General features: G+C 25.8%; 21 protein-coding genes and 5 pseudogenes. 19 read left to right on the top strand and 7 right to left on the bottom strand.

The features are described 5' to 3' along the window. Window positions 1-36 precede the first annotated feature (36 nt). Both AAHM76_RS07270 and AAHM76_RS07265 read left to right on the top strand, forming a co-directional pair. Window positions 37-402: a transposase gene (locus tag AAHM76_RS07270; RefSeq protein ID WP_342255967.1), complete on the top strand. Its 366-nt coding sequence runs from the start codon at window positions 37-39 to the stop codon at window positions 400-402. Beyond that, on the top strand, window positions 309-1,145 hold the full coding sequence (locus AAHM76_RS07265; protein ID WP_342256866.1) for an IS3 family transposase: 837 nt from the start codon (window positions 309-311) through the stop codon (window positions 1,143-1,145). Before AAHM76_RS07270 ends, AAHM76_RS07265 begins: the two co-directional genes overlap by 94 nt. 206 nt (window positions 1,146-1,351) lie before the next feature. Here the strand turns inward: AAHM76_RS07265 and AAHM76_RS07260 are convergent, their stop codons facing one another. Both AAHM76_RS07260 and AAHM76_RS07255 read right to left on the bottom strand, forming a co-directional pair. Then, window positions 1,352-2,374: a ribose-phosphate pyrophosphokinase gene (locus AAHM76_RS07260; RefSeq protein WP_342255966.1), complete on the bottom strand. Its 1,023-nt coding sequence runs from the start codon at window positions 2,372-2,374 to the stop codon at window positions 1,352-1,354. A 156-nt stretch (window positions 2,375-2,530) separates the two neighbouring features. After that, window positions 2,531-2,824 (bottom strand): annotated as a pseudogene (locus tag AAHM76_RS07255) (transposase); the annotation flags it as partial. 76 nt (window positions 2,825-2,900) lie between these two features. On the opposite strand from AAHM76_RS07255, the pseudogene AAHM76_RS07250 reads away from it, so the two are divergent. From AAHM76_RS07250 to AAHM76_RS07240, 3 genes and pseudogenes are all read left to right on the top strand, one after another. Continuing rightward, a pseudogene (locus AAHM76_RS07250) lies at window positions 2,901-4,012 on the top strand (IS3 family transposase). A 92-nt stretch (window positions 4,013-4,104) separates the two neighbouring features. Next, on the top strand, window positions 4,105-4,365 hold the full coding sequence (locus AAHM76_RS07245; protein ID WP_342255965.1) for a hypothetical protein: 261 nt from the start codon (window positions 4,105-4,107) through the stop codon (window positions 4,363-4,365). Window positions 4,366-4,526: 161 nt separating this feature from the next. Then, a complete protein-coding gene (locus AAHM76_RS07240; protein WP_342255964.1) occupies window positions 4,527-4,754 on the top strand; it encodes a NifU family protein in 228 nt (75 codons plus the stop codon). A gap of 113 nt (window positions 4,755-4,867) precedes the next feature. Here AAHM76_RS07240 and AAHM76_RS07235 read toward each other — a convergent pair. The 4 genes and pseudogenes from AAHM76_RS07235 to rpiB form a co-directional block, all read right to left on the bottom strand. Continuing rightward, window positions 4,868-5,976 (bottom strand): annotated as a pseudogene (locus AAHM76_RS07235) (IS3 family transposase). 153 nt (window positions 5,977-6,129) lie between these two features. Then, a complete protein-coding gene (locus tag AAHM76_RS07230; RefSeq protein WP_342255963.1) occupies window positions 6,130-6,615 on the bottom strand; it encodes a hypothetical protein in 486 nt (161 codons plus the stop codon). Between the two features lie 27 nt (window positions 6,616-6,642). Beyond that, a complete protein-coding gene (locus tag AAHM76_RS07225; protein ID WP_342255962.1) occupies window positions 6,643-7,125 on the bottom strand; it encodes a hypothetical protein in 483 nt (160 codons plus the stop codon). A gap of 339 nt (window positions 7,126-7,464) precedes the next feature. Then, entirely contained in the window at window positions 7,465-7,896 is a 432-nt protein-coding gene (gene rpiB / locus AAHM76_RS07220; RefSeq protein ID WP_342255961.1) for a ribose 5-phosphate isomerase B, read from the bottom strand. Window positions 7,897-8,905: 1,009 nt separating this feature from the next. Between rpiB and AAHM76_RS07215 the strand changes: the two genes are divergently transcribed. The 5 genes and pseudogenes from AAHM76_RS07215 to AAHM76_RS07195 all read left to right on the top strand — a co-directional run bounded on the left by AAHM76_RS07215 (window position 8,906) and on the right by AAHM76_RS07195 (window position 12,346). Then, the gene (locus AAHM76_RS07215; RefSeq protein ID WP_342255960.1) at window positions 8,906-9,166 is read left to right on the top strand and encodes a hypothetical protein; all 261 of its coding nucleotides are present in this window, start codon (window positions 8,906-8,908) and stop codon (window positions 9,164-9,166) included. A 52-nt stretch (window positions 9,167-9,218) separates the two neighbouring features. Then, a pseudogene (locus AAHM76_RS07210) lies at window positions 9,219-10,330 on the top strand (IS3 family transposase). A 317-nt stretch (window positions 10,331-10,647) separates the two neighbouring features. After that, window positions 10,648-10,842 (top strand): hypothetical protein, encoded by a 195-nt coding sequence (locus AAHM76_RS07205; RefSeq protein WP_342255959.1) that lies wholly within the window; start codon window positions 10,648-10,650, stop codon window positions 10,840-10,842. Window positions 10,843-10,882: 40 nt separating this feature from the next. Then, window positions 10,883-11,521 carry an ankyrin repeat domain-containing protein gene (locus AAHM76_RS07200; RefSeq protein WP_342255958.1) on the top strand — a complete coding sequence of 213 codons (639 nt, stop codon included), beginning with the start codon at window positions 10,883-10,885 and terminating at the stop codon, window positions 11,519-11,521. Between the two features lie 657 nt (window positions 11,522-12,178). Next, on the top strand, window positions 12,179-12,346 hold the full coding sequence (locus AAHM76_RS07195) for a hypothetical protein (RefSeq protein WP_342255957.1): 168 nt from the start codon (window positions 12,179-12,181) through the stop codon (window positions 12,344-12,346). Between the two features lie 135 nt (window positions 12,347-12,481). On the opposite strand, the gene AAHM76_RS07190 is transcribed toward AAHM76_RS07195, so the two are convergent. Continuing rightward, window positions 12,482-13,593 (bottom strand): IS3 family transposase gene (locus AAHM76_RS07190; RefSeq protein ID WP_342255956.1). Its coding sequence is split into 2 segments (ribosomal slippage): window positions 12,482-13,350 and window positions 13,350-13,593, totalling 1,113 coding nucleotides; the frame shifts between segments, so codons are not numbered across the junction. 79 nt (window positions 13,594-13,672) lie between these two features. On the opposite strand from AAHM76_RS07190, the pseudogene AAHM76_RS08705 reads away from it, so the two are divergent. The 9 genes and pseudogenes from AAHM76_RS08705 to AAHM76_RS07150 form a co-directional block, all read left to right on the top strand. Further along, a pseudogene (locus AAHM76_RS08705) lies at window positions 13,673-13,771 on the top strand (IS3 family transposase); the annotation flags it as partial. A gap of 804 nt (window positions 13,772-14,575) precedes the next feature. After that, window positions 14,576-15,313: a triose-phosphate isomerase gene (gene tpiA, locus AAHM76_RS07185; protein WP_342255955.1), complete on the top strand. Its 738-nt coding sequence runs from the start codon at window positions 14,576-14,578 to the stop codon at window positions 15,311-15,313. A 123-nt stretch (window positions 15,314-15,436) separates the two neighbouring features. Then, window positions 15,437-16,969, top strand: a complete 1,533-nt coding sequence (locus AAHM76_RS07180) for an ABC-F family ATP-binding cassette domain-containing protein (RefSeq protein ID WP_342255954.1) — start codon at window positions 15,437-15,439, stop codon at window positions 16,967-16,969. Then, window positions 16,930-17,274: a GIY-YIG nuclease family protein gene (locus AAHM76_RS07175; protein WP_342255953.1), complete on the top strand. Its 345-nt coding sequence runs from the start codon at window positions 16,930-16,932 to the stop codon at window positions 17,272-17,274. The genes AAHM76_RS07180 and AAHM76_RS07175 overlap by 40 nt, the downstream gene beginning before the upstream one ends. A 23-nt stretch (window positions 17,275-17,297) precedes the next feature. Next, window positions 17,298-17,681 (top strand): hypothetical protein, encoded by a 384-nt coding sequence (locus AAHM76_RS07170; protein ID WP_342255952.1) that lies wholly within the window; start codon window positions 17,298-17,300, stop codon window positions 17,679-17,681. A 306-nt stretch (window positions 17,682-17,987) separates the two neighbouring features. Beyond that, complete coding sequence (gene uvrA, locus AAHM76_RS07165) at window positions 17,988-20,825, top strand: excinuclease ABC subunit UvrA (RefSeq protein WP_342255951.1); 2,838 nt, start codon at window positions 17,988-17,990, stop codon at window positions 20,823-20,825. Between the two features lie 9 nt (window positions 20,826-20,834). Continuing rightward, entirely contained in the window at window positions 20,835-21,959 is a 1,125-nt protein-coding gene (locus tag AAHM76_RS07160) for a bifunctional folylpolyglutamate synthase/dihydrofolate synthase (RefSeq protein ID WP_342255950.1), read from the top strand. 3 nt (window positions 21,960-21,962) lie between these two features. Continuing rightward, window positions 21,963-22,667, top strand: a complete 705-nt coding sequence (locus AAHM76_RS07155) for a folate family ECF transporter S component (RefSeq protein WP_342255949.1) — start codon at window positions 21,963-21,965, stop codon at window positions 22,665-22,667. A gap of 168 nt (window positions 22,668-22,835) precedes the next feature. Then, window positions 22,836-24,080, top strand: a complete 1,245-nt coding sequence (locus AAHM76_RS07150; protein WP_342255948.1) for a DnaD domain protein — start codon at window positions 22,836-22,838, stop codon at window positions 24,078-24,080. Window positions 24,081-24,089: the final 9 nt, after the last annotated feature.

Here is a 24,089-nt window from a genome sequence, read left to right as displayed (position 1 = left end):
AAATATTTATAATTAAACTACAATGGAGGTGTAATTATGGCAAAGAATCATTATACTGATGAATTTAAGCAACAAATTGTTGGTCTTTACAAAATGGGTCAAACTCCTGAACAATTAGTCAATGATTATCAAATTGGTAAATCTACTGTTTGGAAATGAGCTCACCAATTTAGCAACTCGGGCTCATTTAAAGCTAAAGACAATAGAACGCCAGAAGAAAACGAATTAATTCAATTACGTAAAAAAGTTAAACAATTAGAAATGGAAAATGACATTTTAAAGCAAGCAACACTGATAATCGGCAAAAAATATCAATCATTAAAAATAACAAAGCAAAATATCCAATTATTAATTTATGTAAAACATTGAAATTTGCTAGATCAACATATTACTATCAATTAAAAGCAAATAATCCCAAGAATACTCAAAACATTGATAATGCTGTTATCAGTATTTTTCTAAAAAGTCGTAAAAATTATTGAACACGAAAAATTAAAGTTATATTAGCTCAGCAAAATATCATGTTATCTCGCATAAAAATCAGCAACATAATGAAAAAATATAACTTAATTTCAAATTATACAAAAATCAAATACAAACATTCAAATACAACTGATGTTACATATAAATATAACAATTTGTTAAATCAAGATTTTGATAGTTATAAACTACATAAAGTTGTTGTCAGTTATTTAACCTATGTTTTTATTAGTAACAAATGATATTATGTCTGTTTATTAGTTGATTTATTTAATCGAGAAATTATTGGTTATGATGTTAGTTTACACAAAAATGCCAAATTAGTTGAAAGCAGCTTTAATAAACTTCAATTTTCATTAAGCAATATTAAAATATTTCACACTGATCAATGCAGTGAATTCAATAATAATCTTATTTATAACCTGTTAGTTAAAAATGGGATTCAAAAATCTTACAGTAAACCAGGTTGTCCTTATGACAATGCTGTTGCGGAATCAACATACAAAATTTTTAAAACTGAATTTATTAAAAATAATAAATTTAAAAACGTTGAGCAGTTTAAATTAGAATTATTTGATTACATTAATTGGTACAATAATATTCTAATTCATAGCAAACTAAATTATTTAACACCAGTGCAATACAGAAATTATTATTCTACATAAAATTTGTCCAAAAAACCCTTGCCATTCCAAATACATGATATTCAAATCGTAAAGAAAAAGATATAATTAAAAAAATAGTAAATACTTTTTATTAGTACTTACTAAAATGGATGCACTCTAAATTACTCTCTTTTTTAATAAAAAAATTAAATGTTATAAAAAAGTTTGCATTTCTTAGTTAAACAATGCAAACTTTACCAACTATTTTATTTTTTTATTTTCTCAATTATTTTTTTTATTTGTTCATTACATTTTGAATAAACATCCGATAAACTACGTTTTTCAATCATTGCTCTAATCATCTGTGAAATTAAATCAGCAATTGAAATAACTTCTAACCCGTCAAATAATCGGTCTTGATTAATATCAATTGTATTTGTAACAATAACCTTTTTAACTGTCCCATCATTAATAAGTTCTGTTAAACGCTCTTTTGCTGGGGGCGAAAATACTCCATGACATGCTAATAAATAAACTGCTTTTGCCCCATGCTGTTTTAATGCTTTTGCTGCATTACAAATTGTTCCAGCTGTATCAATAATATCATCAATAATAAAACAAATACGGTCTTTAACATCTCCTAAAATAAATTGAACTTCACTAACATTTGGTTTTGGACGGCGCTTGTCAATTACTGCAATATTCCCAGCTAAATTTCCTAAACGATTAGCCACATCTCGTGCCCGCACTAATCCACCATGGTCTGGTGAAACAAATGTTATTTCTTCTTTAAGATGGTCTTCTTCAATTTTTCGAACAATTGTTCTTACTAATTCTTGTGTTGATCGTAAATCATCAACTGGAACATCAAAAAATCCCATTGATTGTGGTGAATGTAAATCAACAGTCATTACTCTTGTTGCCCCTGCTGTTGTTAACATATTTGCCACTAATTTACATGTAATTGGTTGGCGACCGCGCGCTTTTCGATCTTGACGAGCATATCCAAAATAAGGAATGATCGCATTAATGTTTTGTGCACTACCGCGTTTTAGAGCATCAATCGCAATTAATAATTCCATTAGATTTTCATTAACTGGCCAAGATGTTGATTGAATAATATAAACATCTTTTCCCCGCACCGAATTCATTGCCCGTACCAAAATTTCACCATCAGCAAAACGAACAGTTTCCATTTCTTGTCTTGTTACACCTAAAATTTTACAAATTTCATCTGCTAATTTTATTCCAGCAGATAGGCCATATATACTAAAACTTTTTTCTTCCATTAGTCCTCCTCTAAACATTTAAACTCCAATAAAAATTCTAAATTGAATCTCTACCTATTATTATATACATATCCATAATTAATCTTTAATTTTGTAGAAAACTCTTGATATTTATAAAATATACCTATGGAATGGCAACGCTTTTTAGGACACTTTTTATATAGACATTTGTTTTCTAAAAGTAACTGGAGATAAATAATTTAAACTGCCATGAATTCGAATATTGTTATATCAATGCACAAAATCAAAAAGTTCGTATTTTAATTGTGTTAAATTTTTAAATTTTTTACCCTTAATAAATTCAGTTTTACAAGTTTTGTAAGTTGTTTCAGCCACAGCATTATCATAAGGGCAGCCTTTATTGCTTAATGATCTTTTAATATTAAAAGTTATTAAAATTTCATCAATGATTTTATTTTTAAACTCATTACCACGATCAGTATAGTGGATAGGCCACAATTATTAGGGCCATAATTATATAGACTTCAAAATTAGATAAAATTATTAAGAAAGAAGGAATATAAAAATGGGAAATAAAACTTCATACTCTGAAGAATTTAAAAAACAAATTGTCATGCTATATAAAAATGGTAAAAGTGTTATTAATCTAGGGCAAGAATATAATTTACCAAAACCAACTATTTATAGTTGAGTTAAAAATTATAATAATTCTGGTTCATTTAAAGCAAAAGACAATCGCACACTAGAAGAAAATGAAATAATAACTTTACGAAAAGAACTTAAAGACTTGAAAATGGAAAATGACATTTTAAAGCAAGCCGCACTGATAATGGCTAAAAAATAACAATAATTAATAACAACAAAACAAAATATTCAGTAAGAAAAATATGTAAGATTTTGGGTTTATCAAAATCAACGTATTATTATCAAACTAATAAATGTATTAACAAGCAAGTTAATAATTATGAACAAGAAATTATCAGTGCCTTTAATAAAAGTCGCAAAATTTATGGGGCTCGCAAAATTAAAGTTATTTTAAACAGAAAAGATATCATCTTATCACGGCGAAAAATCAGATTCTTTATGATCAAAAATAATTTGGTTTCTAAATACACCAAATTAAAATATCATAATCATAAAACAACAGTCAATAATGACCAAATTAATAATATTTTAAATCGTCAATTTAACAACAAAAAACCTAATGAAGTTATTGTTAGTGATTTAACATATGTTCAAGTTGGCGCTAAATGACATTATATTTGTTTATTAATTGACTTGTTTAATCGTGAAATAATTGGTTATAGTGCTGGGCCGAATAAAACAGCCGAACTGGCCCAACAAGCTTTTCATAAAATAACACGACCATTAAATCAAATAACTCTATTTCATAATGATCGTGGTAATGAGTTTAAAAATAAAATCATTGATGAAATTTTAATAACTTTTAATATTAAAAGATCATTAAGCAATAAAGGCTGCCCTTATGATAATGCTGTGGCTGAAACAACTTACAAAACTTTTAAAACTGAATTTATTAAGGGTAAAAAATTTAAAAATTTAACACAATTAAAATACGAACTTTTTGATTTTGTGCATTGATATAACAATATTCGAATTCATGGCAGTTTAAATTATTTATCTCCAGTTACTTTTAGAAAACAAATGTATATATAAAAAGTGTCCTAAAAAGTGTTGCCATTCCACAGTGAATTATTGAAAATATTAATAAACAATTAATCAAAGAAAATTCAATTATTATCTCTGACATGCAACCATTATATTTATTAGTAGCAAAACAAACAAATTCTATTTTATTAGCAACTAAAACTAGTACAAATCCTGATGCTAGTTATCGGAAGTTAAATAAAATTAGTAAATTACAATCAAATTTTAAAGAATCCTTAATTCATTATCATGGCTTAGGTTTCACGAACATTCAAAATTATTTAAATCTCTGAAAATTAAAATACCAGCATAAAGGTTTAACGCCAAACCAACAATCATCGGTATTATATTTTAACGTATAAAAAAGTTAAATAACAATATTAAAAGTTTATATAATTTTCTTTTAAAGTTATCATATTGATGATTTTTTTTATTTCATCAAGAATTTTCTACAAAATTAAAATAATTAATTGAACTAACTTTGTTATAAAAATGCTATAATTAAATAGTGAAGGTGATTAGGATGACACAAACAAATCAAGCAAAAGATATTATTGATAATCTTCGCCCTTATATTAACCAAGACGGCGGAGATATTGAATTTGTTGAAGTTAAAAATAATATTGTTTATGTTCGTTTAGCAGGAGCGTGTGTTGGTTGCGGATTAATTGATTCAACAATTAAAGATGGTGTTGAACAAATTGTCAAGCAAGAAATGCCTGATATTATTGCAGTAAAAGTTATTATGTAACTTCTTTTTTTGTAAATATTTTTTTAAAGCAATTTTTTGATCAATCTAATGGATAACAACCATTCTAACTAATTGGCTAGTCTTTGGAATGGCAACACTTTTTAGGACACTTTTTATATAGACATTTGTTTTCTAAAAGTAACTGGAGATAAATAATTTAAACTGCCATGAATCCGAATATTGTTATATCAATGCACAAAATCAAAAAGTTCGTATTTTAATTGTGTTAAATTTTTAAATTTTTTACCCTTAATAAATTCAGTTTTAAAAGTTTTGTAAGTTGTTTCAGCCACAGCATTATCATAAGGGCAGCCTTTATTGCTTAATGATCTTTTAATATTAAAAGTTATTAAAATTTCATCAATGATTTTATTTTTAAACTCATTACCACGATAAGTATGAAATAGAGTTATTTGATTTAATGGTCGTGTTATTTTATGAAAAGATTGTTGGACCAGTTCGGCTGTTTTATTCGGCCCAGCACTATAACCAATTATTTCACGATTAAACAAGTCAATTAATAAACAAATATAATGTCATTTAGCGCCAACTTGAACATATGTTAAATCACTAACAATAACTTCATTAGGTTTTTTGTTGTTAAATTGACGATTTAAAATATTATTAATTTGGTCATTATTGACTGTTGTTTTATGATTATGATATTTTAATTTGGTGTATTTATAAACCAAATTATTTTTGATCATAAAGAATCTGATTTTTCGCAGCGATAAGATGATATCTTTTCTGTTTAAAATAACTTTAATTTTGCGAGCCCCATAAATTTTGCGACTTTTATTAAAGGCACTGATAATTTCTTGTTCATAATTATTAACTTACTTGTTAATACATTTATTAGTTTGATAATAATGCGTTGATTTTGATAAACCCAAAATCTTACATATTTTTCTTACTGAATATTTTGTTTTGTTATTAATTATTGTTATTTTTTGGCCATTATCAGTGCGGCTTGCTTTAAAATGTCATTTTCCATTTTCAAGTCTTTAAGTTCTTTTCGTAAAGTTATTATTTCATTTTCTTCTATTGTGCGATTGTCTTTTACTTTAAATGAACCAGAATTATTATAATTTTTAACTCAACTATAAATAGTTGGTTTTGGTAAATTATATTCTTGCCCTAGATTAATAACACTTTTACCATTTTTATATAGCATGACAATTTGTTTTTTAAATTCTTCAGAGTATGAAGTTTTATTTCCCATTTTTATATTTCTTCTTTCTTAATAATTTTATCTAATTTTGAAGTATATATAATTATGGTCCTAATAATTGTAGCCTATCCACCTTCAACTTGGTTTGGGTTATAATATAATATTCACCACTAATAAATTTAGTGCTAAAGAAAGCAACAACAATTAAAATAAAACAACTAATGGCACAGAATATAAATATAAAATAACTTGCTTTAATGAATCTAAAAATAAATTATTTTTAATAAATGGTAAATTTCAATCTAAATTTAAATTACTAAAAATACCAACTTGATAATGCGCAAAAACCGGGATTAAAAACTGTACAAGAAATGTTACTAAAGCATTTAATGCTGAAAAACAACCCGTGACAGGTTGATTTTGAATCCGATAATTCCACATCATTGTAATTGAAAATAAAATTCCAAACAAAAATATCATTGCAAAACCATTTAAAAATTGACAAATTAATAAAACTTCCGGAATTGAAATTATAGCAACAAAAACAAAATATAGACTTCAAATTATTAATGCTAAAATTAATGAATTCTTAATTCCAATTTTTATAATAAAAAAATAAATAAACATTGCTCCAATAATTTGCGCAAACCATCAAATTTCCTGAACTAAATGTAAATAATGTTCCATCATTATTTTACTGTGATAACGTACTCAAGTTTATTGTGCTAAAATAATATTTAAAAAATCACCTTGACTTAATTCTCTTAAAATAGCAATAAAAAATAATAAACTAAGAATAACAATAATTTTTCATCATGAAAATGTACTAAAATGTTTTAAAACTTTCGGAGAAAAAGCACCAATATTGTTTTTAATTTCCGGCATATAAAAACAAAAAGCAAATGAAAACATTAGGATAATAGTAATTATTCCAAAAATAATATAATGTAATGTTAATCCACTATTATTAAAATTTTTAACAAACATCAATACATTAGCACCAGCCATATTCGCTATTACAACAATTGGTAAATTTAAAGTTACTGTTGCAAAAGGATTAGTTCGATAGAAATAAATCTCATTAAAACTTAAATATCATAATAAATTCGTTGAAACACCAAAGCCAAAAGCAATCGTACAAATAGTCATAGTAATTCAATTTTGCGGTAAAATAAAAACTAATAAAATTCCTAAAAACATTAAGCAATATGAAATTCAAAACCATAATTTCCGACTTTGAAATAATCCTGTAATTCATGAACCTGGAATAAAAAAGATTGCAGCATATAAAAACGTACTAACTGCTAATAAAATAGTAATTGAATTAATATTTTTGGCAAAATCAAAAATGATAAAATTATAATTTAAAGTTAGTGAACATGATAATGCTAACCAAAAACAAAAATGCTGAATAATAAAAACTCATTGATAAAAAAATTTTATTCCTTTTTTAACCAAATTAGTTATATATCCTAATATAAGTAAAATTGTTAAAAAAGGATACAAAAATAAATTATCTCAATTATTCATAATTTTATCCTAAAGGTTATTAAGTTTTTCAACACGAAGCGCATGACGACCAGCATCAAAAGTACTATTTAAAAACATATCAACAATTCAAATTGCATTTTGATTTGCAATAATTCTAGCACCCAATGCCAAAACATTAGCATTATTATGTTCGCGCGCTAATTTTGCTAGCATTGTTTCATTACACAATGCTGCCCTAATTCCTTTTACTTTATTTGCCGCAATTGAAATTCCAATTCCTGTTCCACAAATTATAATTCCAATACTATTTTTTTCTTTAATTACTCGTTCACCAACAGCTTGACCAATATCAGGATAATCAACTGCTTCAATACTATCTGTACCTAAATTAATAATTTCATATTTTTTTTTAATTAAATGTTTAACAATTGCATTTTTCATTTCAATACCTGTATGATCATTCCCAATCACAATTTTCATTCTTGTTGTTCTCCTTTTCCTACAATTTAACTATAACATATTGCTTTTTTAAATTGTAAATTGTAAATGAAAATGTAGCACTTTATTGAAAAAATAAAGTGCTTTTTATTTTGCAAAAAATAATTATATTTATTGGATTAATCGTTAGATATTATCTTTTACATTTAATAAAATAGGTTTTTTCTGAAAAATCAATCCTTTCTTTTCTTAAAAAATTTTTTAATAATTGTTTTATTTAATTATTAGTTAATTGTTAAATATATTACTAGAAAATACATTTGATAAACTAAGAATTAAAAAAAGATAATGAGATAAAAAATAAATAAAGATACTATCTAACGATTAATCCAAGATTCAATTTTTAAAACTTAATATTTTTTGATGTTTAAAGATGAATAACTCATCTATGGCACGAAGCCTTAAAGAAAGTGCGAAAGCGATTGGATTTACTATCCTATTTATTTCTTTAATTCTCGGCAAGATTAATCACTTGCGAAATGTCAGAGCGCTTGTTTTTTGCTTGTTTTTATAAAAAGAGTGATGTTAAACCGAAAAAACAATATCGGACACTAAAAAAACAAGATGGTTGGAACTCCAAAAGGTTATTTTCTTTATATAAAGTTGTCTAGGGGTGGATGAAGAGTGATTAATAACTGGGTAAATTTGTTTTACTTCCGTTGGGGGATAAACTCTGTTTAAATATAGAGTTTTAGTATCGCCATCCACCTCACTTCGGGGGTGAGTGGTGGCGAATTAACTAATTAAATCAAAATATAAATATTTTTAATAAATATCAAAATATTAACCAACAAAGGAATTTTCTGTTTATTTAAAAAGATAAATAGAAAGAAGGGAATAAAATATTATGCAATAATATAAAAGTAAATATATTAATAAAGCTTGAAATGAAATAAAAACTTCGTTTGATTGAGTTAATTGTCAACCTATTGATTGTCGTATTTCGCAACACAAAAATAATTATGATTTACAATGTTTAGAATGAGCAAAAATGTACTTAAATTTATTTGAAGATAAATGAGATGTTATTAATTCATATATGCAACATTATAAAATTAATGATATTTTAGATTTGGCTGCAGATGGTTGAAAAATATTACAAATTGAGAAAAAAAATAAACCAAATAAATTAAAATATATTATTGCAATTGACCATGCTGGAATTGGTCAAACTGGTATTATTATTTATAATGTTTTGCAACATAAAATAATTAATATGAATATGGATAGGCTACAATTATTAGGACCATAATTATATAGACTTCAAAATTAGATAAAATTATTAAGAAAGAAGGAATATAAAAATGGGAAATAAAACTTCATACTCTGAAGAATTTAAAAAACAAATTGTCATGCTATATAAAAATGGTAAAAGTGTTATTAATATAGGGCAAGAATATAATTTACCAAAACCAGCTATTTATGGTTGAGTTAAAAATTATAATAATTCTGGTTCATTTAAAGCAAAAGACAATCGCACAATAGAAGAAAATGAAATAATAACTTTACGAAAAGAACTTAAAGACTTGAAAATGGAAAATGACATTTTAAAGCAAGCCGCACTGATAATGGCCAAAAAATAACAATAATTAATAACAACAAAACAAAATATTCAGTAAGAAAAATATGTAAGATTTTGGGTTTATCAAAATAAACGTATTATTATCAAACTAATAAATGTATTAACAAGCAAGTTAATAATTATGAACAAGAAATTATCAGTGCTTTTAATAAAAGTCGCAAAATTTATGGGGCTCGCAAAATTAAAGTTATTTTAAACAGAAAAGATATCATCTTATCGCGGCGAAAAATCAGATTCTTTATGATCAAAAATAATTTGGTTTCTAAATACACCAAATTAAAATATCATAATCATAAAACAACAGTCAATAATGACCAAATTAATAATATTTTAAATCGTCAATTTAACAACAAAAAACCTAATGAAGTTATTGTTAGTGATTTAACATATGTTCAAGTTGGCGCTAAATGACATTATATTTGTTTATTAATTGACTTGTTTAATCGTGAAATAATTGGTTATAGTGCTGGGCAGAATAAAACAGCCGAACTGGTCCAACAATCTTTTCATAAAATAACACGACCATTAAATCAAATAACTCTATTTCATACTGATCGTGGTAATGAGTTTAAAAATAAAATCATTGATGAAATTTTAATAACTTTTAATATTAAAAGATCATTAAGCAATAAAGGCTGCCCTTATGATAATGCTGTGGCTGAAACAACTTACAAAACTTTTAAAACTGAATTTATTAAGGGTAAAAAATTTAAAAATTTAACACAATTAAAATACGAACTTTTTGATTTTGTGCATTGATATAACAATATTCGAATTCATGGCAGTTTAAATTATTTATCTCCAGTTACTTTTAGAAAACAAATGTCTATATAAAAAGTGTCCTAAAAAGTGTTGCCATTCCAAAAAAGGTTTTCAGTACTATATACTGATGTAACATATTTAATTTGAAAAGGAGAAAGATATTATCAATCAACAATTATTGATGGATATACTAAATAAATAGTTGATGTAAAGTGATCTAAATATAATGACAATAAATTAGTAATGGATAATTTAAATGATGCAATTAATAAAATAAAATTAATAAAAAAAAAGATCTGAATGGAATAATAATTCACTCAGATCACGGATATCAATATACATCCACTATTTATCACGATAAATGTTTATCTAACGGTATTATAATTTCAATGGGGAAAAAATACCACTGTGTAGATAAGATTGTTATAGAAAGTTTTCATTCATTACTTAAGAAAGCTACAATCCATAATAAAATATATAATTCACATGAAGAATATATACAAGATGTTATAAAATGAAATACATGATATTCAAATCGTAAAGAAAAAGATATAATTAAAAAAATAGTAAATACTTTTTATTAGTACTTACTAAAATGGGTGCACTCTACTTTTATATTCAGCAATGATTGAAAATAATAAAGAAATGGTTAAATTTTTAATCGATAATGGCGCTGATGTTAATCTTCAAGATAAAGATGGATCAATCCCTTTACATTTAACAATGATTGAAAATAATAAAGAAATGGTTAAATTTTTAATCGATAATGGCGCTGATGTTAATCTTCAAGATAAAGATGGATCAATCCCTTTACATTTAACAATGATTGAAAATAATAAAGAAATGGTTAAATTATTACTTGATAATGGCGCTGATACTAGTATTAAAATTGAAAATTGTCTAATATCTTTTCTTTTTTTAAAATATAAAAAAAATATAAAAATTGAAAATCTTTTAAAAAATTTTCAGAATTTAAAAAGTAAAATAGAATCATTAAATAAAAAACTAGAAAAAACACAAAATGAAGAAGAAAAAACAAAAATTAAAAATAATTTAAAACAAATAGAGAAAGAATTAGAAACATTATTAAAAATTGAATTATCAGATGTTATTACACAAACTGAGTTAGAAGAAATATCAAATAATAGTTCACAGACAATTTTAAATTGTGTTAAAGAATTAAATTCTAACGTAGATATTAATCAAGTTAAAATACAAGATAATAGCATTACTGATACTACTGCAATTATTGAATCAATTTAACAAAATATAAATCTAAATGATACAGTAAAAGTTGTTTTTAAAATTTCTAAAAAAATAGAAAAAATAAGTGAGGCACAAAAAATAAATATAAAAAATGAATCATATTTTGAATGATTAAAACGTATTTTTTTAAACCAGTATATTACATATAATAACATTATTAACACAAATATTTTTGGATATAAATCACAAGGTGACACAAATAAAACGCAAAGTAAAAATATTAAATTATCAAATCAAAATATTTGATATGATGTTCCTAGTGATAATAGTTGTTTATTTTGAGCTGTAGCAACTGCTTATTTATTACCAGTACGCAATGAAAATGAAGAATTTGGAGCGAGATTTATTCAATTATTTGGTAAAGAAAATATAAAAAATTGAAGATCTATTCAAAAATTACTACAACAGTTTGATTTAACAAATCATATTTCTAGACAAGATTGATATCAAGACCAAACAGCAAATAATTTAGTAACAAATGACTTTCGTAATAACGTTGTTGATTATATTGAAAGAAATTTAGATACAGTTTTAAATAATGGTGGTGAATTAACATTTAGAAATCTTATTCAAGAAAATAATGAAGTTGCAAGCAATTATTTAGAAAGAATGAGAGAATCATCAACATGGGGTGGTACTCCATAAATAGTAGCAATGAGTAATCTTTTAAATGCTAATATTAATGTAAATAATGACAGTCCTTATCAACCAATTAATCAAAATTCAAGTAATACAATAAATATATTTCATGTTAATAATGGAACTCATTATAATTTTGCTTTAACACCAGAAGATCAACCCAATCATCCTAGTGCTTATTAATGACAATCAGAGAAATTCCCCTGTAGTTGACACAACAAATAGACCAAATAATTTACAACCAACAAACACAAAATCAGAGACAAAGACAATTAAATTATTGGTTGATTGGAATGGCAACACTTTTTAGGACACTTTTTATATAGACATTTGTTTTCTAAAAGTAACTGGAGATAAATAATTTAAACTGCCATGAATACGAATATTGTTATATCAATGCACAAAATCAAAAAGTTCGTATTTTAATTGTGTTAAATTTTTAAATTTTTTACCCTTAATAAATTCAGTTTTAAAAGTTTTGTAAATTGTTTCAGCCACAGCATTATCATAAGGGCATCCTTTATTGCTTAATGATCTTTTAATATTAAAAGTTATTAAAATTTCATCAATGATTTTATTTTTAAACTCATTACCACGATCAGTATGAAATAGAGTTATTTGATTTAATGGTCGTGTTATTTTATGAAAAGCTTGTTGGACCAGCTCGGCTGTTTTATTCGGCCCAGCACTATAACCAATTATTTCACGATTAAACAAGTCAATTAATAAACAAATATAATGTCATTTAGCGCCAACTTGAACATATGTTAAATCACTAACAATAACTTCATTAGGTTTTTTGTTGTTAAATTGACGATTTAAAATATTATTAATTTGGTCATTATTGACTGTTGTTTTATGATTATGATATTTTAATTTGGTGTATTTATAAACCAAATTATTTTTGATCATAAAGAATCTGATTTTTCGCAGCGATAAGATGATATCTTTTCTGTTTAAAATAACTTTAATTTTGCGAGCCCCATAAATTTTGCGGCTTTTATTAAAGGCACTGATAATTTCTTGTTCATAATTATTAACTTGCTTGTTAATACATTTATTAGTTTGATAATAATACGTTGATTTTGATAAACCCAAAATCTTACATATTTTTCTTACTGAATATTTTGTTTTGTTGTTATTAATTATTGTTATTTTTTGGCCATTATCAGTGCGGCTTGCTTTAAAATGTCATTTTCCATTTTCAAGTCTTTAAGTTCTTTTCGTAAAGTTATTATTTCATTTTCTTCTATTGTGCGATTGTCTTTTGCTTTAAATGAACCAGAATTATTATAATTTTTAACTCAACCATAAATAGCTGGTTTTGGTAAATTATATTCTTGCCCTAGATTAATAACACTTTTACCATTTTTATATAGCATGACAATTTGTTTTTTAAATTCTTCAGAGTATGAAGTTTTATTTCCCATTTTTATATTCCTTCTTTCTTAATAATTTTATCTAATTTTGAAGTCTATATAATTATGGTCCTAATAATTGTATCCTATCCAATTATTTGATTACATTAATTGGTACAATAATATTCGAATTCATAGCAAATTAAATTATTTAACACCAGTGCAATACAGAAATTATTATTTTACATAAAATTTGTCCAAAAAACCCTTGCCATTCCATTTAAATAAATATATTAAATATATAGTAAAAATAAATTTTGGCACATTGAAAATATGCAAAATAGTAAAAAATGGCACACCGAAAAATACTATTAAGTTTTCAAAGAACAGTTAGTTATTAAACAAAATATTAAATTAACTAAAATAATATAAAGCTAGTGTGCCATTAATTTTTTAAAAGTGTTTTGAAATAGTGGAAGGGCAATACCTTAATTTAATAAATATATTATTAAAATTAACTGAAACAAGAAAGCGGAAATGCTTAGAGCTAATTAAAAAGATATTGCCGTTTCACTATTTTAAATATTTATTTTTTTTTAAAAAAAATACCACTTTTTTGTAAGTGATATTGCTTTTACATTAATTTCTAATTTTTATATTTTTACCCTACTTTTATTTATACGACCAAATATTTTTGTTTTCCTTAAGGATTATGACTATTTTTAACACAATAAAAAGATTGACAATTAGGATATTTAATACCTTTATCCCTAAATTTTTGATTAATTTCATTTAAGCGTTTTTGTTTTTTAATTAATTCTGCTTCTTTTTTGACTTTTTCATGAAATTCTAAAAATTGATCATCTGTTAAACTATTTATTAATTATTCAATTATTTTTTCCATTAATTATTCACCTATTATATTAAAAATATACCTAATTTTAGGTATATTTTATAAATATCAAGAGTTTTCTAAAAAATTAAAGTATTTTATTAAGAAATCATTAAAATTTAAGTATATAATTAAAATGTTAGATAGAAACGAGAGAGAAAAATGCGAAAACCAATTATTATTGGAAATTGAAAAATGTATAAAACAACGAATGAAACAATTGACTTTTTAAAACAAGTTGATAATGTATGTCATGATTTAAAACTTGAAGCTGGTATTGCAGTACCATTTGTTAATTTAGCAGTGGCAAAACAACATGCACATCATTTAATTATTGCGGCTCAAAATTGTCATTATGAAGATTTTGGGGCTGTTACTGGTGAAATTTCAGTTGAAATGTTGCAAGATTTAAAGATTACGCATGTTATTATTGGACACTCAGAACGTCGCGAAATGTTTAATGAGACGAATGAAACAATAAACTTAAAAGCAAAAAAAATCTTAGCAAAAGGAATGGTGCCAATTATTTGCTGTGGTGAAACATTACAACAATATGAAAACAATGAAACACAGCAAATTGTTGAAACACAAATTGAAAAAGCATTACAAGGTATTGATTTTGAAGATGCAAAAACAATTGTTATTGCTTATGAACCAATTTGAGTAATTGGAACAGGGAAAACAGCAACAGCTGAGATTGCGCAAAATGTTTGTGCAATAATTCGAGCAAAAATTGCTAGTCTTTATGATGAAGTAGTAGCAAATGTGATACGAATTCAATATGGAGGTAGTGTTAAACCGGAAAATATTCAAGAATTATTAGCTCAACCAGATATTGATGGCGCTTTGGTTGGCGGTGCTAGTTTAGAACCAAAAACTTTTTTAGGGTTAGTAAAATAATTAATAATAAAAAATAATAAATAAGATTTTATTTTTAGAAGTTAATCTTGATATATTTAACTTCTTTTTATTTTTCTTAAAATAAGATATAATTATATCTCGGAATAAAGGATTGAGGTTAAAATGAGTTTAATTAATATTGAAAATTTAAGTCATGCTAACGGTGGAAAAGTTTTATATAAAAATTCAGCAATTCGAATTAATAAAGGTGAACATTTAGCTTTAATTGGAGCAAATGGAACAGGGAAAACAACATTATTAAGTATTATTTATGGAAAACTTACTCCTGACGAAGCAAACATTGAGTTGCATCCAAGGATAAAAATTGGTTATTTAGACCAACACCAAGAGTTAGACGGAACATTAACAGTTGATCAATTTTTAAAATTAACATATCAACATTTATTTGAAATTGAGGAAAAAATTCATGCAATTTATGAAAAAATGAGTCTTAATTATGATGAAGATGAACTTGTCAAAGCACTGAAATTACAAGAACACTTAGATCAAAATGGTTTTGAAACAATTGATAAGGAAATTCGTATTTTAGTTGATGGTTTAGGAATTGATCCAGAAAAGTTGAATGTTAAATTATCCGAATTATCGGGTGGTAAACGGGGAAAAATTATCCTAGCAAAGTTATTATTATCAGAAAATGATTTTTTGTTATTAGATGAACCAACTAACTTTTTAGATTTAGAACAAGTTGAATGATTAGCCAAATTTTTGCAAAATTATGAAAAAGCGTTTCTAGTTGTTTCGCATGATATTGATTTTATTAATAAAGTAGCAAAAGTGATTTATGCTTTTGAAAATTTAAGCATTAATCGCTATATTGGTAATTATCAACAATATTTAGCATTAAGTGAATTAAAAAATGAACAATATGATAAAGCACAAAAAGGTCAAGAACGTCTAATTAAAAAATTGGAAACTTATGTCACAAAAAATAAGGATCGTGCTTCAACAGCAAGAAGTGCCCAGTCACGACAAAAACAAATTGATAAAATCGAAGTAATGGATAAACGGCATGAATTAACAAAACCAAAATTTGTTTTTAAATATAAGAGACCAGCTAGTACGACTATTATTAGCGCAGAGCAATTAGCAATAGGATATCATTTTCCTTTAATTAAGCCATTAACATTTGACATTCGTGATGGCGAAAAATGTATTGTGCGGGGATATAATGGAATTGGAAAAACGACCTTTCTAAATACTTTAGCGGGAAATATTCCAAAGTTAGGCGGAACATTAAAAATTGGTAATGGAGTAGTTATTGCGTATTTTCATCAAATTGAACAATTAATGGATATGACACCAATTGAATATTTAAAAAACTTATATCCAGACTTGGAAGAAGGGCGAATTCGAAGTATTTTAGCCAACTTTGGCGTTAAAAGTACTTTAATGCAAAATCAGATGACAAAATTGTCGGGTGGTGAACAAACAAAGGTTCGGTTATCGGTATTATCTCTGCAACCATGTAGTTTACTAATTTTAGATGAACCAACGAACCATGTTGATGTTTTGGCCAAAGAAGCATTGTTAGAAGCAATTCAAGCCTTTGATGGAACAGTTCTAATTACAACGCATGATATTAATTTTAATGTTAATTGAGCTGACAAGGCGCTTGATTTTGAAACGATGGTTTAGCAATATGATGCAAACATTATTTTTATGTCTTATTCTGTGCTGATGAAACACTCTATGCTGGTTATGGGGTTGATTTAAGTCGGCGTGAAGAAGAACAAAATATGGGCATTGGGGCAAAATATACCGCTTTAGCAAAACGACGACCAGTCAAAATAATTTATAGTGAAGAATATGCAACTCGTTCTGAAGCAATGCAACGTGAAGCAGCTTTTAAACAATTATCATGGTTAGAAAAAATTATCTTTTTGCAAAAACATAATATTAATTTACCATTTGTAATTTCATCAGATATGGTAAAATCATAATAGGAGCATAAAGCGGGGGTAGGATGGATAGTAATATTAAAGTTTTAGTTGATGAATTAACTAAACTATATCATCGTTATCAAACAGAATCACTGCGTAATGATATTATGGCTTGCTTAGATATTTTAAAATATTATGATTTTAATGACAAAAATAATCAAATTTTTATTGGTTATGTCTTACGAGTTTTGTTTATTGTAACAGTAAAGGTTGAAGAAAATATTGATTTAACAACAGATTTATCAAATTTAGTTGCTAAAAGATATACAACTGGTAATCATCGTAATATTTTTCGTCGCAAAAAGTCAAAAAATACTAATGATTTTGAAAAAGAAGTTGAGTTTTATTTTATATTAAACGAAATTATTTTGATGATTAATATGAGCGTTTACAACGATTACTTTTAAAAAGGACAGCCAAACTAATTGGTCCCGCAAATGATTCTTTAGCAGGCTTTAATTATGAAAAAATATTAACTAATGCTATTCAATTATTGGATAATCAATAATTAGTATTAAGATTACAAAATGTTGTAATTCTAATTTTAAAACCATTTGAAATTGAAAAAAATGAATTTTTCTGACAGTTAATGTTAGATTTTTTAAACTTAGATTTAATTATTTGTACATATTAAAAATTTACAATTTTCTTTTTTAAAAATAAGATTATTTTATGATGCTAATTTACAAAAAACTAATTAAGAGGGTGAGAGAATGGGAAAAGATTGAATCGTTGTTAAAGGCGCTCGAGAGAATAATTTAAAGAATATTGATGTTAAGGTACCCAAAGATAAATTAGTTGTTTTTACTGGTTTATCAGGAAGCGGAAAATCATCATTAGCTTTTAATACCATTTATGCAGAAGGAAGGCGCCGTTATATTGAAAGTCTATCAAGTTATGCTCGCCAATTTTTAGGTGGAAATGAAAAACCTGATGTTGATGCAATTGAAGGCTTGTCACCAGCGATTTCTATTGATCAAAAAACAACTAGTCATAATCCTCGTAGTACCGTTGGAACAGTTACCGAAATTTATGATTATCTACGTTTATTATATGCTCGCGTTGGTACACCATATTGTATTGATGGTCATGGGGTTATTAAATCAGTAACAGTTAAAGAAATAATAAATAATTTAAAACAGCTTTTAACAGAAGGTGAAAAATTTATGATTTTGTCACCAGTAGTTCGTGATAAAAAAGGCAGTTTTAAAGATTTATTTGCACGTTTAAAACAAGAAAGTTTTATTCGTGTCAAGGTTAATGATGAAATCAAAACTTTAGATGAAGAAATTGAATTAGATAAAAATAAACGACAAAATATTGAGATTATTATTGACCGCTTGGTTTATAAAGAATCAGCAGATTTATTAAGTCGAATTCATGATGCAATTGAAGTAGCGTTAAAATATGGTAATGCATTAGTAAAAATTGATTTTGCTGATAAAAAAAAGGAAATTCTTTTTTCAGCTAATTATTCATGTAGTATTTGTGGTTTTGTTATTCCGGAATTAGAACCACGATTATTTTCATTTAATTCACCATCAGGAGCTTGTAGTGAATGTAAAGGGTTGGGAGTAAAATTAGAAGTTGATGAAGATTTATTGATACCTAATCGGTCATTATCAATTTTACAAGGGGCAATTATTTATTTAAAAAATATTGTTAATACAACAAATATTGAATGGCAAAAGTTTAAAGTTTTAGCTAATCATTATCATATTGTGTTAGAACAACCAGTCAGTGTTTTGACAAAAGAGCAACTAGAATATTTGATTCGTGGTAGTGATGAACCAATTGAATATAATTTAAAAACAGCTAGTGGGAACATTATGCGGGGATATGATTATATTGAAGGAATTGGGAAGTTAATTGAACGTCGCTATACGGAAACATCAAGTGAATCACAACGTGAATATTATAAACAATTTATGACAGATAAAAAATGTGGAACTTGTTTAGGAAAGCGATTAAATGAAATTCCTTTATCAGTTAAGATTAATAATATTAGTATTTCTGAATTTACTGATTTATCTGTTGAAGATGAATTAAAAGAAGTTTTGAATTTAAAATTAACAGAATCACAACAAGAAATTTCACGATTAATTATTAATGAATTAGTTAATCGTTTGGATTTTTTAAGTCGTGTTGGGTTATGTTATTTAACGTTATCACGTAATGCTTCAACATTATCAGGTGGAGAAGCTCAACGAATTCGATTAGCAACGCAAATTGGTAGTCAGTTAACAGGGGTTTTGTATGTTCTAGATGAACCTTCAATCGGATTACACCAACGAGATAATGATAAATTAATTGAAACATTAAAAAGTTTACGTGATTTAGGAAATACTTTAATTGTTGTTGAGCACGATGAAGACACGATTCGTGCTAGTGATTATATTATTGACATTGGTCCACGTGCAGGAATTAATGGCGGGGAAGTTGTTGCTGCGGGAAGTATTGATGATATTCAACAAAACCCAAATTCAATTACTGGTAAATATTTAACTGGTGAATTAGCAATTGATGTGCCAAAAAAACGGCGTGGTGGTAATGGTTTAGTATTAGAAATTAAAGGAGCACGAGAAAACAATTTAAAAAATATTAATGTTACAATTCCTTTAAATAAATTTGTTTGTTTAACAGGTGTTTCAGGAAGTGGTAAATCAACTTTGATGAATGAAATTTTATGAAAAGGTATTAAGAAAAATTTAGGGTTAGCGACTGAACGACCAGGGGCACATGATAAAATCGTCGGGATTGATAACATTGATAAAGTAATTAATATTTCCCAAGATCCAATTGGGAAAACACCACGGAGTAATCCAGCAACTTATACATCAGTTTTTGATGATATTCGTGATTTATTTGCCAATACGAATGAGGCTAAAGCACGAGGGTATTTGAAAGGCCGTTTTTCGTTTAATGTGCCAGGCGGACGTTGTGAACACTGTCAAGGTGATGGAATTATTAAGATTTCAATGCACTTTCTACCAACGGTTTATGTTTCTTGTGAAGTTTGTGAAGGGAAACGTTATAATGATGAAACATTATTAGTTAAATTCAAAGATAAAAATATTTATGATGTTTTAGAAATAACAGTTGACCAAGCTTGTGATTTTTTTGCGGCACAACCAAAAATTAGTCAGAAGTTAGAAACAATGCAAGAGGTTGGTTTAGGTTATATTAAATTAGGTCAATCAGCAACAGAATTGTCTGGTGGAGAAGCCCAGCGGGTTAAGTTATCAACCTTTTTGTTAAAACGGACAACGGGGAAAACTTTATTTTTATTAGATGAACCAACAACGGGATTACATGTTGATGATGTTAAAAGATTGTTAGTAGTTTTGAATAAAATTGTTGATAATGGTGATACTGTTATTACGATTGAACATAATTTAGATGTTATTAAAATGGCTGATTATATTATTGATTTAGGACCAGAAGGTGGCGTTGGTGGTGGCATGATTGTTACAACAGGAACACCAGAACAACTTGTTTTAAAAAGTGATACTAGTTATACAGCGCAATATTTAAAACCTTTATTAAAGTAAGAGGTTACAATGGATGTTAAAAAAAAACTTTTTAAGGCAACATTTTTTCAAAAAAAATATAATTTGGTAAAATTATTAACAGAAAAATATGCTGATGCACAAAATAAAATTAAAGTAATTAATGTTGTTGGTACAAACGGAAAAGGATCAGTTTCAAATTACTTACACCGCCAGTTAATGTTAAATTATCAACGGGTAGGTCTTTTTACGTCACCAGCATTTTCAAAACACAATGAACGAATTAAAATTAATAGCAAGATGATTAGTGATACTGATTTAAAACGAATTATCAAAGAAATTAAAGAAGAAATTAAAACTTATCAGTTAACTTTTTTTGAAATTTGAGTTTTAATTTGTATTAAATATTTTTTAGAACAAAAAATTGATATTGTAATTATTGAAGCTGGAATTGGTGGCTGTTTAGATGCAACGAATGTTTTTAATAATAAATTTGCTGTTTTACTAACTTCAATTGATTATGAACATACTGAGATATTAGGCAATACTTTGGAAAGTATTATTCAAAATAAAGTTGGAATTGCAAAAAACAATTGTCAGCTTTTTATTAGTGCTAGTTGTAAAAAACATTTTAATTTAATTGCAAAATATTACAATTCGGATAATATTATTACAAGCGAAGTTTACCCACAAGCAATTAATTATTACCAAGAATTTAATGTTGGTTTAGTTATTAAGTTTTTAAAAGTTTTTAAGTTTAAAATTAATTATGAGCTTTTTAAAGTTAACTCAGTCTTAGGGCGTTTTACCCAACTAAGTAAAAAACCGTATTTTATTATTGATGGAGCACATAATCCAGAAGGAATTCGTGCCTGTATTCATACTTTTGAAATGTTACATAATTTTAATCGAAATGAAGTATTAGTATTGTATGCTTCTTCACAAAAAAAAGATTATATGCAAAATTTAACTTTATTGAAGGAACATTTTGGCAATAATTTATATATTACGGAATTTCAGCATCCAATGTCATGAGACATTAATAATATTAAGATGCAGAACAAAGTTAAAAATTGGAAAAAATTATTATTACAAAATAAAACAAAAAATATTTTAGTTTGTGGGTCGCTATATTTTATTCCGTTGGTTTATCAGTTTTATTTAGAAAGGGTGTAGAATATGCTATATATATTAACAAATATTGGTGCTTGTTTAGGGATTGCTATTTTATTTTATCTTGGGGTATTATTAGATTATAAAAATTGAAAAAAAATTAGTATTTTAACAATTACAATTATAAGTTTATTAATTGCATTATCTGTTATTTTAACAAATGTTATTAGTTATACTATTCCGTTTCCATTTATGGGAGGAGGAGTAATTCAATTAGCATTAGGTAACTTTTTAATTTTTGTGATTGGAATGTTATTTGGACCATTTTTGGGTGTATTAAGTGGTCTTGCTACCGATGCCTTAGGGGCTTTGGCAAATATTGGCGGAACATATCATAGTGGTTTTTCCTTTAATCTTGCTTTATATGGTTTTTTAGGAAGCATGGTTTTTTTATTTAAAAGTGATAAATTTTGAATATTAAAAACAATTATCTTATATGCAATAGGGCTTGCTTTAATTTCATTTGCATTTAATGTTTTATGATTATATGCAATCGGTCTAAAACAAGTTCTTTTCCCAATGGCTTTTGTTATTAAAGTAATTAAGTTCCCAATTCAATTGGTAATTTATTTACAAATGGTTATTTCAAGTTTTACTATTTTATATAAATTAATTATTTCACGTCATAATATTGCTTTATGATGCACCCAAAAAGGATTATTAGTTTTAACACCAATTAAATTTAAAAAACAGAAAATATATAATAGTTAAAAGTTGTTTATATGTGGAAAAGTTTTAAAAACTTAATAATTATAACTGTTTTATTTAAAAAAGATTGTGGATAAGTCAGTTAATAGCATTATTTTAACAAATTATATTTACTTATTAATTGTTCATTGTAAGATTATTAATGATTAAACAAAGAGGAATGGGAAAATGATGGAAAAAGAAACTACTTATTTAATTAAACAAGAGTATCAATTGTCAGATGATGAGCGTATGTTACTTTTATGTTTATATCGGCTAATTATTGGAGATAAAGCACATATGTTATATATTGCTTTAACAGCACAAGGTTTTATCTTAGAATTAAATACTAAATATTATTTAGACAATCTTTTAACATTATTACAAATATCATATGATGAATTTTTAGTATCAAAAAGTAAATTAGAAACAATTGGTTTATTAAAGATTTTAAAACGCGAAAAAGGAAAGCACTATATTTTAAAACCACAATTACCAATTTCCGCAATTGCTTTTTTTGAAAATCAAATTTTAAGAAATTATTTATTGAATATTGTAGGAGAAAAATCTTTTGCAATTATTAAAGCTAAATTTATTGTTAATAATCAAAAAGGTAAACAGAAGCATAATGATTTATCTGGTCAATTAAGTGATGAAACAATGACATTTGATTTTGTTTATATTGATAAATACTTAGCATCAAAAAATGCAAATCATAAATTATATTTACCATATCGTGAAAAAATTATCCAGTTAGCAAATTATTACAATGTTTTAACAAATAATCTTGCTATTTTTATTTATAAAAGTATTGAGTTAACTGCCGAAGAACGAATTTTTAATTATGAAACATTTCAACATTTACTATCTGATTTTCATCAAAAAAAAATATTAAAAAAACAACTTAATGGAGAACAATTAAATTTAATTGTTAATGATGAAAATGTTATTAAGCAAACTAACATGTTAGAAGCAAAAATTAATGAAATGGTTTCAATTGATCCAATTCAATATTTAACTTTACTACGAGAAAATAAGAAGCCAACACCAATTGAAATTGAATTAATTCGTGATTTAATTATTAATTATTCATTAACAACAGGGGTAGTTAATTGTTTAATTGAATATGTTTGATTTAAAAATTATCATCGAATTGAAAGAAAGTATTGTGAAAAAATTGCAAACACTTTTCATCAATTACAAATTAATACTGTTGATAAAGCGATGGAGCATTTACGCGGCGCTTATGCAAAAACACAAAAAAGTAAAGTTACAAAGGATGCTATTAAAGCAAAAACATATCATTGGAAAGAAAAAACAGTTAAACATAATATGGCTAAATTAGAATATAATAAAATTTATGAACAAAAACGGCAAGAACAAGGAATCAAAAAAGTTGATCTTACACAATTATTAGATGATTTAAAAAATTTATAATAGTAAAAA

It is taken from the genome of Spiroplasma endosymbiont of Poecilobothrus nobilitatus, assembly GCF_964030655.1.
Taxonomy (GTDB): domain Bacteria; phylum Bacillota_I; class Bacilli_A; order Mycoplasmatales; family Mycoplasmataceae; genus Spiroplasma.
This window is presented reverse-complemented; position numbering and strand designations above follow the sequence as displayed.